The 15666-nt window shown below is 69.1% G+C and carries 14 protein-coding genes; 5 read left to right on the top strand and 9 right to left on the bottom strand.

From position 1 onward, the window contains the following. Positions 1 to 139 precede the first annotated feature (139 nt). The 3 genes from ACFY10_RS00725 to ACFY10_RS00715 all read right to left on the bottom strand — a co-directional run bounded on the left by ACFY10_RS00725 (position 140) and on the right by ACFY10_RS00715 (position 1995). The gene (locus tag ACFY10_RS00725) at positions 140 to 586 is read right to left on the bottom strand and encodes a hypothetical protein (RefSeq protein WP_123964355.1); all 447 of its coding nucleotides are present in this window, start codon (positions 584 to 586) and stop codon (positions 140 to 142) included. A gap of 37 nt (positions 587 to 623) precedes the next feature. Then, entirely contained in the window at positions 624 to 1784 is a 1161-nt protein-coding gene (locus tag ACFY10_RS00720; protein ID WP_390662830.1) for a hypothetical protein, read from the bottom strand. A 73-nt stretch (positions 1785 to 1857) separates the two neighbouring features. Next, positions 1858 to 1995 carry a hypothetical protein gene (locus tag ACFY10_RS00715; protein WP_390662829.1) on the bottom strand — a complete coding sequence of 46 codons (138 nt, stop codon included), beginning with the start codon at positions 1993 to 1995 and terminating at the stop codon, positions 1858 to 1860. Between the two features lie 413 nt (positions 1996 to 2408). Between ACFY10_RS00715 and ACFY10_RS00710 the strand changes: the two genes are divergently transcribed. From ACFY10_RS00710 to ACFY10_RS00695, 4 genes are all read left to right on the top strand, one after another. Continuing rightward, entirely contained in the window at positions 2409 to 3854 is a 1446-nt protein-coding gene (locus ACFY10_RS00710) for an alkaline phosphatase PhoX (protein WP_390662828.1), read from the top strand. Positions 3855 to 4307: 453 nt separating this feature from the next. Next, positions 4308 to 5888: a TROVE domain-containing protein gene (locus ACFY10_RS00705; protein ID WP_390662827.1), complete on the top strand. Its 1581-nt coding sequence runs from the start codon at positions 4308 to 4310 to the stop codon at positions 5886 to 5888. A 96-nt stretch (positions 5889 to 5984) separates the two neighbouring features. Further along, a complete protein-coding gene (locus ACFY10_RS00700) occupies positions 5985 to 6638 on the top strand; it encodes a GntR family transcriptional regulator (RefSeq protein WP_390662826.1) in 654 nt (217 codons plus the stop codon). Positions 6639 to 6658: 20 nt separating this feature from the next. Next, positions 6659 to 7675, top strand: a complete 1017-nt coding sequence (locus tag ACFY10_RS00695) for a 1-aminocyclopropane-1-carboxylate deaminase (RefSeq protein ID WP_390662825.1) — start codon at positions 6659 to 6661, stop codon at positions 7673 to 7675. 8 nt (positions 7676 to 7683) lie between these two features. On the opposite strand, the gene ACFY10_RS00690 is transcribed toward ACFY10_RS00695, so the two are convergent. Then, a complete protein-coding gene (locus ACFY10_RS00690) occupies positions 7684 to 9117 on the bottom strand; it encodes an MFS transporter (protein ID WP_390662824.1) in 1434 nt (477 codons plus the stop codon). 162 nt (positions 9118 to 9279) lie between these two features. Between ACFY10_RS00690 and ACFY10_RS00685 the strand changes: the two genes are divergently transcribed. After that, positions 9280 to 9846, top strand: a complete 567-nt coding sequence (locus ACFY10_RS00685) for a TetR/AcrR family transcriptional regulator (protein ID WP_390662823.1) — start codon at positions 9280 to 9282, stop codon at positions 9844 to 9846. A 279-nt stretch (positions 9847 to 10125) separates the two neighbouring features. On the opposite strand, the gene ACFY10_RS00680 is transcribed toward ACFY10_RS00685, so the two are convergent. The 5 genes from ACFY10_RS00680 to ACFY10_RS00660 all read right to left on the bottom strand — a co-directional run bounded on the left by ACFY10_RS00680 (position 10126) and on the right by ACFY10_RS00660 (position 15584). Beyond that, positions 10126 to 11340 carry a TerD family protein gene (locus ACFY10_RS00680; RefSeq protein WP_390664104.1) on the bottom strand — a complete coding sequence of 405 codons (1215 nt, stop codon included), beginning with the start codon at positions 11338 to 11340 and terminating at the stop codon, positions 10126 to 10128. Positions 11341 to 11444: 104 nt separating this feature from the next. Further along, positions 11445 to 12434 (bottom strand): zinc-dependent alcohol dehydrogenase family protein, encoded by a 990-nt coding sequence (locus tag ACFY10_RS00675; protein ID WP_390662822.1) that lies wholly within the window; start codon positions 12432 to 12434, stop codon positions 11445 to 11447. Further along, the gene (locus ACFY10_RS00670) at positions 12431 to 13279 is read right to left on the bottom strand and encodes a carbohydrate ABC transporter permease (RefSeq protein ID WP_390662821.1); all 849 of its coding nucleotides are present in this window, start codon (positions 13277 to 13279) and stop codon (positions 12431 to 12433) included. The genes ACFY10_RS00675 and ACFY10_RS00670 overlap by 4 nt, the downstream gene beginning before the upstream one ends. Next, positions 13276 to 14214, bottom strand: coding sequence for a carbohydrate ABC transporter permease (locus tag ACFY10_RS00665; protein ID WP_390662820.1), 939 nt, complete (start codon positions 14212 to 14214; stop codon positions 13276 to 13278). Before ACFY10_RS00665 ends, ACFY10_RS00670 begins: the two co-directional genes overlap by 4 nt. Beyond that, a complete protein-coding gene (locus ACFY10_RS00660) occupies positions 14211 to 15584 on the bottom strand; it encodes an ABC transporter substrate-binding protein (protein WP_390662819.1) in 1374 nt (457 codons plus the stop codon). The genes ACFY10_RS00665 and ACFY10_RS00660 overlap by 4 nt, the downstream gene beginning before the upstream one ends. Positions 15585 to 15666 lie beyond the last annotated feature (82 nt).

Below are 15666 nucleotides of genomic sequence, written 5' to 3'. Positions count from 1 at the left end.
CCGGCCCCCCCCCAACTTTGTGCGAACTTACTGTGTGCTGTTGGCATCATATCCGGGGGGTTCCGCGGTGTTGTTGTTTTGGGGTGGGGGGGGGGGGGCCCCCCCCCCCCCCCCCCACAACGCTCAGTCGTTCACCGCCTCAGCAGTGGTAGATCGTCGTGTGCTTGAACGACGACGTCGCACCGTTGAAGCCGTACGTTCCCCGGTACGCCGGCGGGTTCTGGAACTCGCCGACGATGGTGATCGTGTTGGCGCACGTGCCCGAGCCCGTCCGCTTCGCGTCCAGGCGGAACGTGTCACCGACGAAGCCGCCGGTGATGTCCCACGGAGCACCGCAGATGCCGGAGGTGATCTGGCCACCTGTCACTACGTACGGATGGGTGTTGGGGTTGAACTTCACCTCGATGCCGAAGGTGACGGCGCCGTTGTGCAGCTCAAGCTTGGCGGACGTGGAGACCGCCTCGTCGGACACGTCCTGCTGTGAGGCGAACGCCTCGTCGCGCGTCTTGACTTCCGCGCCCTGGGGATTGTGGAAGCGGTGTTCGGAGCCGGCTTGGCTCTTCTGCCGCTTGGCCTGGGTGGTCATGCTGATTCCCTCTTCCCGTGCGGGTGTTGAGTGACCGTCAGGCCAGCTGCTCGGCGATTTCCACCCGCAGCAGTGCGCGAACGTTCTCGATGTGGTTGGCCACGGTGACGACCGAGGAGCCCGCGAAGAGCAGCCCCGTCGCGACGTTGTCGAGGGAGGTCACCAGCGAACCGGAGTCGCCGCCCGCCGAGATGCTCGTGGTCAGGACCTGGTCCTTGAACCGGGCCGTTCCCGCCGTGCCGTAGTTGACGTCGATCGTGGCGTCGACCGCGATGATCCGGCCGAAGCTGATGTTCGTCGTACGGCCGGTCTTCTTCACCAGGTCGCCGACCGCGACGTTGGCCTTGCGCCGCCAGGCGCGCGGCGCACCGCTGAAGTACTGCTCACGGGTGGCGTCCTGGAACTCCACGGCGCCGAGCGCGCAGTCCACCACGTTGTTGTGGCGCTCCACCGGGATCTGCGGCGCGAACTGGATCGTGATGAACCGGTCCAGGGTCGCGATGCGGTCCGCCGGGTCCGTGCCGCCGTCGAACACTCCGGGCTGCAGGATCGGGCTGCCCAGCTGTGCTCGGTTGGAGTCGGCCAGCACGTGGTTGTTGGAGAGGATGTAGAACTTCGACGGTGTGCCGAGGCCGGGCCCCGGGGGGTCGACGGTGGCGCCCGGCAGGAAGTCGTACACCACGCTGCCCAACGTGCCGGCGGTCACCCGTACGTTGCCGACCGAGAAGCCGGAAGGGGACGGGCGCATACGGCGCTTGAGGAGCTGCGGCTCGAACTGTCCGAGTCCGCTGAGCTCTTCCAGCAACGGCTGCGAGAGGCCCGCGAGTTGCTCGGCCACACTGCCGTCGGGCTGGTAGGAGGCACCGCGGTCCTCGGAGCGGCCCGAGGTCCTGCGCTGCTGCTGACGCTGCGCGGCGACATGGCCGACCGCGACTACGTCGGTGGGGGTGCCGTCGTCCATCACCCGCGGGATGACATCCCGCTCGGGAAGCTGGGACTCCGGAACCTTCTGGGTCACGAACACCAGCACGGCTGCCTCGCCCGTGGCCTGTCCGTCGATCCACTTCACGCCGTGGCCGAAGCCGACGACGTTGGCCAGCGGCGACTGCGGCCGCAGGAAGTCTGAATTCGCTTGCTGGCGGGAGCTGTCACTCAGCTGACCACCAGTCGGTCCTCGCATCATTTCGGGCTGGCTCACGCCAGACCACCTCTTCAGTTTTCGGCTCTGGGTTCCTTACGGGCCGCGGCGCGGTGACTCAGCGCTCAGCGGCTCACAAGTCGCCTTCCTGAGCGCTCACTTCACCGATCGCGAGCACGCGCACCGGTACGCCGTCGAGCTCGTCCGGAACCACGTCTTCTTGAAGGAGCCGGTCACGGGGCACTTTCCGGGTGACGAAGACGATGATCACGTCCTGTCCCGAGTGCTCGTCCCTCCCGGTGCCGACTCCGCTCACATGGGCCAGCTTCATGAGCCGGCCTTCGTGGAGGCGACTCACCCGCTTTGCGTCCATCGGGCTCGCCTCCCCTTCGGGTGGTGTGCTCTTCCTGTCTATGTCCCGGGGCAGGCAGAGTCAAGGCAATCTGAAATGAATCACGAATTTCGACCCGATCCGTACCTGTTGACCTTGTTTACGAAGAATTTTCCGACCAATTTCCCGGACCCTAGGGATTTTTGACGCTGCTGGGCGAGTGCATACGGATTCATGGAAGAGAGTCCGGTGAAGCCGCCCGGTGTTCAACTCCCGTTAAGACGTGGGCGGGACGGTGGCGCCGACCGAGCCCCGCCACCCTCCACGGCACACCCACCGTCACAGGAGACACCATGTCGCTCACCCGCAGGGACTTCGCCAGAAAATCCGCGATCACCGGTGCCGGTGTCGCGCTGGCGGGCAGCGTCGGCGCCCTTGCCACCGCCCCGAACGCCCTTGCGTCCACGGACACCGAGGAAGCGGGCGAGGAGTCGGCGGCCGCACACGGCGGCGTCGGCTACGGACCACTGATCCCCGACCCCGACGGCATCCTCGCCCTCCCCGCCGGCTTCAAGTACCGGATCATCACCTACAGCGGCAAGACCAAGCTGGAGTCGGGCGAGTTCACCCCCTCCAACCACGACGGCACCTCCACCTTCGACGGCCCCCGCGGCGCCACCCTCCTCGTCAACAACCACGAGCTGAAGGGCCCGCGCGCCAACTGGCCGCACCCCGTCCCCCTCACCGAAGGCCTCGTCTACGACCCCGCCGCATCCGGCGGCTGCACGGTCGTCGAGGTGCGCCGCGACCACGTCGCCGAGTGGGTCGGTATCGCCGGCACCTCCACCAACTGCGCGGGCGGCAACACCCCTTGGGGCACCTGGCTCACCTGCGAGGAGACCGAGGACAAAGCCGGCGCCAACGGCATGACCAAGGACCACGGCTACGTCTTCGAGGTCGACCCGTCCGACCGCCGCGCCAACCGCGACCCCAAGCCCATCAAGGCGCTGGGCCGTTACGCCCACGAAGCGGTCGTCGTAGACCCCAGGCGCGGCCACCTCTACCTCACCGAGGACGCGGCGACCCCCAACGGCCTCCTCTACCGCTGGACCCCGCCGGAGGGCTTCTGCCACGGCCGCGGCAAGCTGCGCACCCTCGCCGACGACGCCGGCGTCCTGCAGGCCTTCAAGTGCTTCGACTCCGGCGGCAAGTTCGTCGACGACCTCTCCCGCGCCACGAAGATCGGCACGGTGTACGGCGTCGACTGGGTCGACGTCCCGGACCGCGACGCTAAGACCACCTCCGTCCGCAAGCAGTTCACCACCGGCCAGGTCACCCGCGCCCGCAAGCTCGAGGGCATGTGGTGGGGCGACGGCGGCACGTACATCGTCTCCTCCTACGCCCGCGACGAGAGCCCCGTGCACCACGACGGCGCCGTCTGGTTCTACGACCCCAAGCGCCGCACCCTGACCCTGAAGGTCCTGCTGGGCGTGAACCCCGACCCCTCCGTCGACGGCGCCTTCGACGGCCCCGACAACATCACGGTCTCCCCGTACGGCGGCCTGGTCATCGCCGAGGACGGCGAGGGTATCCAGCACCTCTTCGGAGCGACGGACAGCGGCCGCACATACCCGATCGCCCGCAACGAACTGAACATCGGCACCGAAGAGGAGCCGGAGTACAGCGAGTTCACCGGGGTCACCTTCTCGCCGGACGGCGGCACCCTGTTCGCGAACATCCAGGAGCCGGGGATCATGCTGGCGATCACCGGGCCCTGGAAGCGCCAGAAGCGCGGGTAGTTAATTCGGTCGCTCCTCCCGCGGTACGCCTCTTAGAGTGATGAACGTCCAGGTGCGAAGGCAGGACCTACTTCCACTGATAATGGGGCGGCCGCGGGTTCGAGTCCCGCCACCGGTACAACGCGCCGGTGTAGCTCAGGGGTTAGAGCACCTACGTCGGTTCCGCCGAACTTGAACTCTGGACACCACAACTTCATGCACCTCCCGGTGCGAACCATTTGATCTCGGGGAGGCGCAGCTCAAGGTGGGTGCCCGGTGCGCAGGCAGCGGATACTTCAGGGAGCTGGTGGGGGGAAACCCTCTTGCGGGTTCGAATCCCGTCATCGACTCAGGGTCGGTGTGGCGGAACGGAAGACGCGCCAGTTAATAAGCACCGCGGCCGAATTCGACCTCGGACACCCTCCTTTTGCTGTGCCTCCTTCCGAAACGGAAACGAATTCGGGGGAATTCACCATGGCACGATTCAACACCAAGGCGGCCCGGGCCCAGCCCACGTCGCGCGTGACGTCGACGGGCCGCGTACTCCGCAGCTATGAGGGCGGCAAGGGCCGTGAGCGCGACGCCCGCTCCGAACTCTTTCTGCTCGCCGTCGCCAACTTCGTGTCCCAGCAGACCTTTTACGAGACCGGCACCGACCGTGACGACCGCTTCGCGCGACTCGTGCGCAAGCTCGCCGTAGAGGACCCGACCTGGACCGCCGGCCTGCTCGGCTGGCTGCGCGGCGAGGGAAACCTCCGTACGGCCTCGATCGTCGGAGCCGCCGAGTACGTGAAGGCACGCCTCGACGCGGGCGCCACCGACGGCCCGTCGAACCGCCAGGTCGTCGCCTCCGTACTGCAGCGCCCCGACGAGCCCGGCGAGCTGCTCGCGTACTGGACGGCGATGTACGGCCGTAGCGTCCCCAAGCCGGTCAAGCGAGGGATCGCCGACGCCGTACGACGGCTCTACAGCGGCAAGTCCCTGCTGAAGTACGACACCGCGTCCAAGGGTTACCGCTTCGGCGACATCCTCAACCTGGTGCACGCCGCGCCCGATCCGGACAAGCCGTGGCAGGGCGAGCTGTTCCAGTACGCCCTCGACCGCCGGCACAACCCGGACACCGCGGTGCCGCCTGCGTCGAACCGTGTGCTGGCCGCACACCGTGAGCTGATGTCGCTGCCGGTGGCACGGCGGCGCGCGGTCGTGACCTCGCGGGGCGGGGCCAAGCGGCTCGCGGAAGCCGGCATGACGTGGGAGGCGCTGGCCGGGTGGCTGCAGGGCCCGATGGACAAGGCGGCCTGGGAGGCCGTGATTCCGTCCATGGGTTCGATGGCGTTGGTCCGCAACCTGCGCAATTTCGACCAGGCTGGAGTCTCCGACAAGGTCGCGGCCCAGGTAGCGGCGAAGATCAGCGATCCCGCCGAGGTCGCGCGCTCGCGGCAGTTCCCCTTCCGGTACCTCGCCGCGTATCAGCACGCACCCTCGCTGCGCTGGTCGTACCCGCTGGAGCAGGCGCTCGGCCACTCGCTGGCCAATGTGCCCGCACTGCCGGGCCGGACGCTGATCCTCGTCGACCGCTCGGGCTCGATGTGGGCGCCGCTGTCGGACCGCTCGGAGCTCAACCGGGCCGACGCGGCGGCGATCTTCGGCACGGCGCTCGCGCTGCGGGCGGCGGAGGCGGACCTCGTCGAGTTCGGCACGACGAGCCGACGACTGTCGTTCGACGAGGGCGAGTCGGTGCTCAAGATCCTCGGCCGCTTCGGCGACCTGGGCGGCACCGACACCACCAGCGCGATCCGCGCCCACTACCGCGGGCAGGACCGCGTCCTGATCGTCACCGACGAGCAGTACGCCTACAGCCACCACGGCGACCCGACCGAGCAGGTCCCGGCGAACGTGCCGGTCTACACCTGGAACCTTGCCGGGTACCGGGCGGGCCACGGCCCTTCGGGCAAGGCGAACCGGCACACCTTCGGGGGTCTCTCGGATGCGGCTTTCCGGATGGTGCCTCTGCTCGAGACGGCTCGGGACGCCGACTGGCCGTGGGTTGCCTGAGCGCGCAGGCGTGGCCCGCACTTCCACGGGGGTGCGGGCCACAACCTTGCCCGCACTCTTGTCTGCACCTCTCATTGATATCTAACATTTCAGTTCGTGGAGGCCATACGACCCGTCCAGCGCACCCTCCTCAGGGACCGCGCCTACCAATCCATCCGGGACGCCATCGTGGCCGGGGAGCTCGAACCCGGTGCGCTGGTGCGGGACGCCGAGCTTGCCGAGCGGCTCGGGCTGTCCCGGGCACCGGTGCGGGAGGCGTTCTCGCGGCTGGTGGACGAGGGGCTGCTGGAGAGCAAGCCGCAGAGCTACACGCGGGTCACCCCGGTCGTCGGCGCCGACGTACGGGACGCCGCTGCCGTGGTCGGCTCGATGCACGAGCTGGCCACGCGGGTCGCCGTGCCCCGGCTGTTCGCCGCGGACGTCCAGGCGATGCGCACGGCCAACGAGCGGTTCGCCGCGGCCGTCGGCTCGGGCGACGTCGACGGGGCCCTGCGTGCCGACGACGAACTCCACGACGTCCTCGTCCGCGTCGCCGGCAACCACGCGGCCGCAGCCACCATCGCCCGCTACACCCCCCTCATCCGCCGCCTGGAGCGACGCCGCTTCGGGGAGAGCACGTGCCGTTCGGCGGGCCTGCACGAGCAGCTGATCGACGCCTGCGCGGCCGGTCATGCGGATGAGGCGGTCCGCGTCACGGCGGAGATCTGGCGCACACTCGCCGACCTCGCCGACCTCGCCGACGGCGACTGATCCCGACCCCGGGAGGACCCATGTCCCTTTCCTCGTACGAGCGTTATCCCCTCCTCTTCGGCCCTTCGCCGGTGCACCCGCTGGAGCGCCTTACCGCACACCTCGGCGGCGTCTCCCTGTGGGCCAAGCGCGAGGACTGCAACTCCGGTATCGCCTACGGCGGCAACAAGACCCGCAAGCTGGAGTATCTGGTCGCCGACGCGCTCGCCAAGGGCTGCGACACCCTCGTGTCGATCGGCGGAGTGCAGTCGAACCACACCCGCCAGGTCGCGGCCGTCGCCGCCCGTGCCGGGCTCAAGTGCGTGCTGGTGCAGGAGAGTTGGGTCGAGTGGCCGGACTCCGTGTACGACAAGGTGGGCAACATCCTGATCAGCCGGCTTGCGGGGGCGGACGTACGGCTGGTGCGGGCCGGCTTCGGGATCGGCTTCAAGGAGAGCTGGGAGCAGGCGCTCAGGGAGGTCGAGGAGTCGGGCGGCACGCCGTACGCCATTCCGGCGGGGGCGTCCGACCACCCGCTCGGCGGCCTCGGGTTCGCCGGGTGGGCGTATGAAGTCGCCGAGCAGGAGCGGGAGTTGGGGGTCTTCTTCGACACGGTGGTGGTGTGCTCCGTCACCGGGTCGACCCAGGCGGGCATGGTCGCCGGGTTCGCCGCCCTGGAGGAGGCGGGCGGGCGGCCGCGGCGCGTGCTCGGCATCGACGCCTCCGCGGCCCCCGCCCGCACCCGGGAACAGATCGCGCGGATCGCGCAGAACACCGGTCAACTCATCGGCGTCAAGCGGGAGTTGACACAGGCAGACGTAGAGCTGGACGAGCGGTACCACGCCGGCACGTACGGCATCCCCGACGAGACCACCCTGGCGGCGATGCGCCTCGCGGCCCGTACCGAGGGGATGGTCACCGACCCCGTGTACGAGGGGAAGTCGATGGCCGGGATGGTGGACCTGGTCGAGCGCGGGGAGATCGGCCGGGAGTCGACGGTGCTCTACGCCCATCTGGGCGGGCAGCCCGCCCTCAATGCCTACAGCGCACTGTTCTGAGCGAGGATCTAGGCGGGTTCACGCTTCTGCCCGGTGATCACGAACGCCGACACCAGCAAGGCGGTGAGCGCGATCAGTGCGCCGACGCCGAACGCTCGCGCCGACCCCTCGGTGAGGATCTCGGCCGGGGTGCCGGAGGCGTGCCGGGTCGCCGTGCCGAAGACGGTGACCAGGACGGACAGTCCGAGCGTGCCGCCGAGCCACTGGAGGGTCTGGAGGAGACCGGAGGCGGCGCCCGCCTCGCGCGGCTCGATGCGGGCGAGGATCGTCGCGTTGAGCGGCATGAAGCTCAGGCCGACGCCGATGCCCATCAGCAGCAGCGGGCCGAGCAGACCGGCCCCGTAGCCGTCGCCGGGTTCGAGCCGCCACAGCCAGGCGGCCGCGGCGACGAGCAGGCCCATGCCGGTGAGCAGGACGGGCTTGGCGCCGACCCGGGCCAGCAGCCGCGGCACGAAGCGGACGGTGGTGAACATCGCCAGGGTCATCGGCAGGAAGGCGAATCCTGCGCGCAACGGGCTGTACTCCAGGACCTGTTGGCTGATCAGCGTGAGGAAGTAGAACGCGCCGAACATGCCGGCCGGCAGCAACAGCACGCCCGCGTAGCCGCCCGCGCGGTTGCGGTCCGAGAAGAGCCTGAGCGGCATGATCGGCTGGGCGGCCCGGGACTCGACGATGGTGAATCCGGCGAGGAGGGCAGCCGCCGTGCTGAATCCGAGCAGCGCCTGGGTGTCGCTCCAGCCCGACTCGGAGACCCGGATGAACGCGTACACGAGTGAGGTCATGCCCGCCGTGCCGGTGAGCGCGCCGGCCGCGTCGAACCGGCCCGTGTGGCGCGGTGTTTCGTTGACGAAGCGGGGCAGGGCGAGGGCCACCCCGATGCCGATCGGGACATTGATCAGCAGGGCCCAGCGCCAGGACGCCCAGGAGGTGAGCATGCCGCCGAGGACCAGGCCGATGGAGGCGCCGATGCCCGCCATGGAGGAGTAGATGCCGAGGGCGTGGTGCCGGCGCGGGCCCTCCGGGAAGTTGGTGGTGATCAGGGCGAGCGTGCTGGGGGCGGTGAGTGCGGCGCCCGCGCCCTGCAGCGCGCGGGCCGCGAGCAGCCAGGCGCTGTCGGTGGCGAGCCCGCCGAGCAGGGAGGAGCCGGCGAAGAGCAGGACGCCGGTGGCGAGGGTGCGGCGGCGGCCGAGGATGTCTCCGACGCGGCCGCCGAGCAGCAGCAGACCGCCGAAGGCGAGGGTGTAGGCGTTGAGGACCCAGGACAGGCCGGTGCGGCTGAAGCCGAGGTCCTGCTGTATGTCGGGCAGTGCGACGTTGACGACGGTGGAGTCGACGCCGACCATCAGGTAGGCGGTGACGATGACGAAGAGGACGGTGCGGAGCCTGGCGGGGTGCTGTGGTGCGGTGAGCGGTGCTTCGGTGGTGCTGGACGGGCTGGACATGGAGTTCTCCCGTTCGATGTCCCCCGGGCGGGATGTGCGCGGGCAGCACTGAGCAAGGGAATGTGGGCAGGTGAGGGTTGCCCGCGGAGATAACCGGGGACTGTCTCCGTTTAACTCTCGCTAAGATACGGAGAGGGTCCCCGGTTCGCAAGGAGTATCTGGATGACGCAGGTCAGGCCCATGCGTGCGGACGCTCGGCGCAATTACGAACGGCTGCTGAAGGTGGCGGCGGAGGCTTTCGCCGAGCATGGGGAGAACGCGTCCCTCGACGACATCGCCAAGCGGGCGGGCGTCGGGTCGGGCACGCTGTACCGGCACTTCCCGACCCGGCAGGCGTTGCTGGAGGCGGTGTACGTCGACACCGTCGAGGCGATGGCGGGAGGGGCCGACGAGATCGCGAAGGAGCTGCCGCCGGGTGAGGCGCTGGTGGAGTGGCTGTACCAGGTGTGCATCGGCACGATCCAGGTCCGCGGTCTGAAGTCCCTGCTGGGCTCGGCCGTCACGGACGGCAGCAATGTCGCCCTCACGGCGTGCGGGACCCATATGAAGGGGGCTGCGGCGCGGCTGGTGGAGGCTGCGCAGCGGGAGGGGACCCTGCGGGCGGATGTCGAGCCGCTTGAGGTGTTGCGGCTGGCCCACGGGGTTTCGCATGCGGCGGAACTGGCCGACGGCGAGGGCAAGTTCATCCGGCGGTATCTGTCGCTGCTGACTGAGGGGCTGCGGCCGTAACGTTCGACGTGGCCGGTGCTGGGGCTGGGCGGGGCGCGCAACCCGGCGCTGGCGGGGTGCCGCTGCGCCCACCCGTGCCGCCCCAGCGGCACGACTGCCCGCAGCTACGGCGGCCGGAGAGGCACGCGCGCCTGTGGCTGCGGCGGCCGGAGGGGCACGCGCGCCTGTAGCTGCGGCAGCCGGAGCGGCACGCGCGCCCGTGGCTGCGGCGGCCGGAGAGGCACGCGCGCCTGTAGCTGCGGCGGCCGGAGCGGCACCCGTGTCAGCAGTTGAGTGCTTCTACAGCGCCTGGGCCGCCGGTTTCACCATGTTCCGTACCGTGCGGGCCTTTACGAACTCGCCCATTGCTGTCATCTCCCACTCGCCTGAGAACTGCTTGATCAACTTGGCCATCATTACGCCCGTCTGGGGTTCGGCGTTGGTCAGGTCGAAGCGGACGAGTTCCTCGCCGGTTGCCGCGTCCAGTAGGCGGCAGTAGGCCTTGGCGACCTCGGTGAACTTCTGGCCGGAGAAGGAGTTGACCGTGAACACGAGGCCGGTGGCATCCTGCGGGATACGGCCGAGGTCGACCACGATGACCTCGTCGTCGCCTCCGCCCTCGCCCGTGAGGTTGTCGCCGGAGTGCTTGATCGCGCCGTTCAGGATGGACAGCTTGCCGAAGTAGCAGCTGTCGATGTGGTTGCGCTGCGGGCCGTACGCGATGACCGACGCGTCCAGGTCGATGTCCTTGCCGCCGTAGGCGGGCTCCCAGCCGAGGCCCATCTTGACCTGGGAGAGCAGCGGGCGGCCGCCCTTGACGAGGGAGACCGTCTGGTTCTTCTGGAGGTTGACGCGGCCCTTGTCGAGGTTGATCTTTCCGGTGCCGGGCGCGGCGGCCGCGGCGGCGGGCGGGGCCGGGGGAGGCGGCGGCGTGGTGGACAGGGGCGGGGTCGGCGGGGTCACCGAGGGCTGCATCGTGGGCGTCGGCGGGGCGACCGGCTGGGGCGGGGCGGCCGCGGCCGGCTCCTCCACCGTGACGCCGAAGTCTGTGGCGATGCCCGCCAGGCCGTTGGCGTAGCCCTGGCCGACCGCGCGGGCCTTCCACTGGCCGTTTCGCAGATAGATCTCGACGACCACCAGTGCGGTCTCGGTGCCGAGCTGCGGGGGCGTGAACGTGGCCAGGACGGTGTTGTCGTCCGCGCTGCGGATCGTGGCTGTCGGTTCGATGCCCTGGAAGGTCTGGCCCTGGGCGTCCGGGCTGGCGGTGACGACGATCTTTTCGATTCCCGGCGGGACGGCGGCGGTGTCGACGACGATCGCGTCGGGGGCCGTACCCCCACCCGACCGGTACGTCACGCCCGGGCCGACTGGCTGGTTGTAGAAGATGAAGTCGTCGTCGGAGCGCACCTTGCCGTCGCCCGTGAGCAGCAGGCCCGATACGTCGAGCCGCACGGGGGCGGCGACGTCCACCGTCACGCGGGCGGTGGAGAGAGGGATGTTCGAGCCGGGGGTCATAGCTGTCATGCCCGGTGAACGAGCGAGGGCGCTTTACCGTTCCCTTACCCTGCGGCCAATTGGCCGCAGGGTAAGGGGGCCGGCCCCCGGGACGGGTGAACCCCCTACGGCACCACCACGATCTTGCGGCCAACCCCCGCCGCGAACTGGTCCAGTGCCTCCGGATACCGGTCCAGCGGGATCCGGTCGCTGATGAAGATCTCCGGGTCCAGGACACCGTTCGCGAACAGCTCCGCCGCGCGCTCGAAGCTGTGCAGCACCGCCATCGAACCCGTGATGGTGATCTCCTGGTTGTAGATCCGGTACGGGTCGATCGTCACGCGCGTCGCATAGTCCGCCACCCCGAACTGCAGGAACGTGCCCGCCTTCGCCACCCGGTCCAGACCGTCCTGGATCGCAGCCGCGTTGCCTGTCGCGTCGACGACCACGTCCCAGCCCTGAGGCCGGTCCAGCTCGTCCGCGTTCGCCGCCGACCCCGACACACCCAGCCGTACCGCCGTCTCCAGCCGCGCCGGGTTCAGGTCCACCACGTCCACACTGGCCGCCCCCGTGCGCTTGGCGAGTTCCAGCATCATCAGGCCCATCGTTCCCGAGCCGTAGATCAGGACGTGCGCGCCCAGGCGGGACTGGAGGACGTCGTAGCCGCGGACCGCGCACGACAGGGGCTCCACGAGGGCCGCGTCCTCGGTGCGTACGTGCTCGGGCAGTTTCACGCAGTTCGCCACCGGCGCCACTGCGAACTGCGCCGCGCCTCCCGCCGTCGTGACCCCGATCGCGGCCCACCGCTCGCACAGGTTGTTGTGGCCCGTACGGCAGTACCGGCACTCGTAGCAGTACAGGGACGGGTCGACCGCCACCCGGTCGCCGACCGCGACCTCCGTGACCTGGGTCCCGACCCCGACCACCTGGCCCGCGAACTCGTGCCCGGGCACGATCGGCAGCTTCGGGGCGAACTCGCCCTGGAGGATGTGGAGGTCCGTGCCGCACAGGCCGCAGGCGGCCACCTCCACGACGACCTCGCGGGGGCCTGGTGTCGGGTCGGGGACCTCGGTGACGACGGCACGGCCCACGGACTCGATGACGGCGGCCTTCATTTCACGGCTCCCAGTGACAGGCCCTGGACCAGCTTGTCCTGGGCGGCGAACCCCGCGGCGAGCACCGGCAGGGAGATGACGAGCGACGCGGCGCAGACCTTCGCCAGGAACAGGCCCTGGCTGGTGATGAAGCCGGTCAGGAAGACGGGGGCGGTCTCCGCGACCACGCCCGTCAGGACTCGGGCGAACAGCAGCTCGTTCCAGCTGAAGATGAAGCAGATCAGGGCGGTTGCGGCGATGCCCGGCAGGGCGATCGGGGCCACCACGCGCGCGAGGATCGTCGGCAGCCGGGCGCCGTCGATCTGCGCCGCCTCGATCACCGCCACCGGCACCTCGGCGAGGAAGGACTGCATCATCCACACCGCGATCGGCAGGTTCATCGAGGTGTAGAGGATGACCAGCAGCCAGATGTTGTCCAGCATGCCCGCGTTCTTGGCGAACAGGTAGATCGGGAGGAGGCCCGCCACCACCGGGAGCATCTTCGTCGACAGGAAGAAGAACAGGACGTCCGTCCACTTCTTCACCGGCCGGATCGAAAGGGCGTACGCCGCCGGGAGGGCCAGCAGCAGGACCAGAACCGTCGAACCCACCGACGCCACCGCGGAGTTGACCAGCGCCGGCCAGGGGCTCGCGCCGCCGCCCGTGCCGAAGAACTCGCGGTAGCCGTCCAGGGTGAGGGCGGCCCCGAAGGACGGCGGGTTGGTGGCCGCGTCCGACTCCGAGTGGAAGGACGTCAGCGCCATCCAGGCGATGGGCAGGAAGAAGACGATGCCGAGCAGCCAGGCCACCAGGCCCAGGCCTGCGCCCTTGCGGCGGGGGCTGGTTCGTACGGCGACCGTGCTCATGCGCGGGACACCTCCTCGCGGAACAGGGACGACACGACGCGCAGGGCGAAGGTCGCGATGATGATCGAGCCGATGACCACCAGGACGCCCGCGGCCGAGGCGAGGCCGTTCTCGTGGGCCTGGTAGAAGCTCTGGTAGACCGTGTACGGCAGATTCGCCGTGCCCAGGCCGCCGGACGTGATGGTGAAGACCGCGTCGAAGTTCTGGACGATGTAGATCGAGCCGAGCAGGGCGCCCAACTCCAGATACCGGCGCAGGTGCGGGAGCGTCAGATGGCGGAAGATCTGCCAGTCGTTCGCGCCGTCCACTCGCGCGGCTTCGAGCTGTTCGTTGTCGCGGCTCTGCAGGCCCGCCAGCAGGATCAGCATCATGAACGGCGTCCACTGCCAGATCAGGGATGCCTCGACCGCCAGCAGCGGGGTGTTGGAGATCCAGTCCGGCTGTGGGCCGCCCACATAGTGCAACAGGCCGTTGAGCAGGCCGTATTCGGGGTTGTAGAGGACGTGCTTCCAGAGCAGGGCCGCGGCGACCGGGACCACCAGGAACGGGGCGATCAGAAGGGTGCGGACCACTCCTCGGCCCCGGAACTTCCGGTCGAGGAGCAGCGCCAGCACCAGGCCCAGGACCAGGCTGACCAGGACCACCGTCACCGTCAGCAGGATCGTCGTCCACACCGAGTGGCGCAGGTCGGCGTCGGTCAGGACCTGCTTGTAGTTGTCGACGCCGGTGAAGTGCCGGGCCTTGGGATACAGGGCGTTCCAGTCGAAGAACGAGATCACCAGGGTGGCCACGAACGGCAGTTGGGTCACCACGATCATGAAGACCAGGGCGGGCAGCAGCGGGGCCCGGGTGGACCAGGCGCGCAGCCGGGCGGAGGGCCGGCGTGTCATGCGTACGCGAGTTGCCGTGATGGGGGCGGTTGTCGTGGCGCTCATCGTCCCTCGTACTCCTTCGAGATCTTCTCGGCGAGCTGCTGAGACCTCTTGAGGGCCGAATCGACGGACTGGCGTCCGGCGATGGCCGCGCTGATCTCCTGGGAGACCTTGGTGCCGAGATCGGTGAACTCGGGGATGCCGACGAACTGGATGCCGGGCGCGGGGCGCGGCTGCACCCCCGGATTGTTGGGCCTGGCGCCCTCGATGGCCTCCTTGGTCATCTCCTGGAAGGCGCCGGCCTCCTTGCGGTAGTCGGCGTTGGTGTACGTCGACGCGCGCTTGCCGGCGGGGACGTTGGACCAGCCGCTGGTGTCGCCGACCAGCTGCTCGTACTGCTTGCTGGACGCCCAGGAGACGAACTTCCAGGCCTTGTCGGGGTTGCGGGAGGCCTTCTGGATGCCCCAGGCCCAGGTGTAGAGCCAGCCGGAGGAGTCGGTCTTCTCGACGGGGGCGGGGGCGTAGCCGAGCTTGCCCTTGACGGGGGAGCCCTTGGCCTCCAGGGATCCGGCGGCGGACGTGGCGTCGTACCACATGGCGACCTTGCCCTGGGTCATGTTGTTGAGGCACTCGGCGAAGCCGGACTGTGCGGCGCCGGACTCACCGTGCCGCCGCACCAGGTCGACGTAGAACTTGGTCGCCTTCTCGAAGGCGGGGGAGTCGAGTTCGGCCTTCCAGTTCTTGTCGAACCAGGTCCCGCCGAAGGTGTTCACCACGGTGGTGAGCGGTGCCATGAGTTCGCCCCAGCCGGGCAGGCCGCGCAGGCAGATGCCGCGCATCCCGGACTTGGCCCCGTCGACCTCGGCGGCGAGCTTTGCCACCTGGTCCCAGGTGGGGTGGGCCGGCATCGTCAGACCCTTCTCGGCGAACACGTCCTTGCGGTACATCAGGAAGGACGACTCGCCGTAGAAGGGCTGGCCGTAGAGCTTCCCGTCGTCGGCGGTCAGGGACTGCCGCATCGGCTTGAGGACGTCCTGTTCGTCGTAGGACGGGTCCTTGGCGACGTACGAGTTCATCTCGTGCAGCCAGCTGTTCTTGGCGTAGATCGGGATCTCGTAGTTGCTGAGCGTCGCCACGTCGTACTGGCCCGCCTGGTTGGCGAAGTCCTGGCTGATCTTGTCGCGGACGTCGTTCTCCGGCAGGACGGTGAAGTTCACCTTGATGCCGGTCTCCTTGGTGAAATGCGCGGCGGTGAGTTTCTGCAGCTCCACCATCTGCGGGTTGTTGACCATCAGGACGTTGACGGAGTTGCCGCCGGAACCGGACCCGCCCGCCCCGACCCAACAGCCGGAGAGCAGCGGGGCGAGCAGCGTCCCTGCGGCGGCCATGGCGAGCGTGGCTCGCGGTGGCCGTCGTCGGCTCTGGGTGCGCATGGATCGCTCCTGAACATATGGGGGGATAAAGGGCGGTTGCGGGCGTGGAGGTGCCCCGGGGAGGGTGAGTTGGATTCTCGGA

Origin of the sequence: Streptomyces sp. NPDC001401 (genome assembly GCF_042895385.1) — a bacterium.
Lineage (GTDB): Bacteria > Actinomycetota > Actinomycetes > Streptomycetales > Streptomycetaceae > Streptomyces.
The sequence above is the reverse complement of the archived record's forward strand: the minus strand, read 5'-3'. Positions and strand labels throughout refer to the sequence as shown.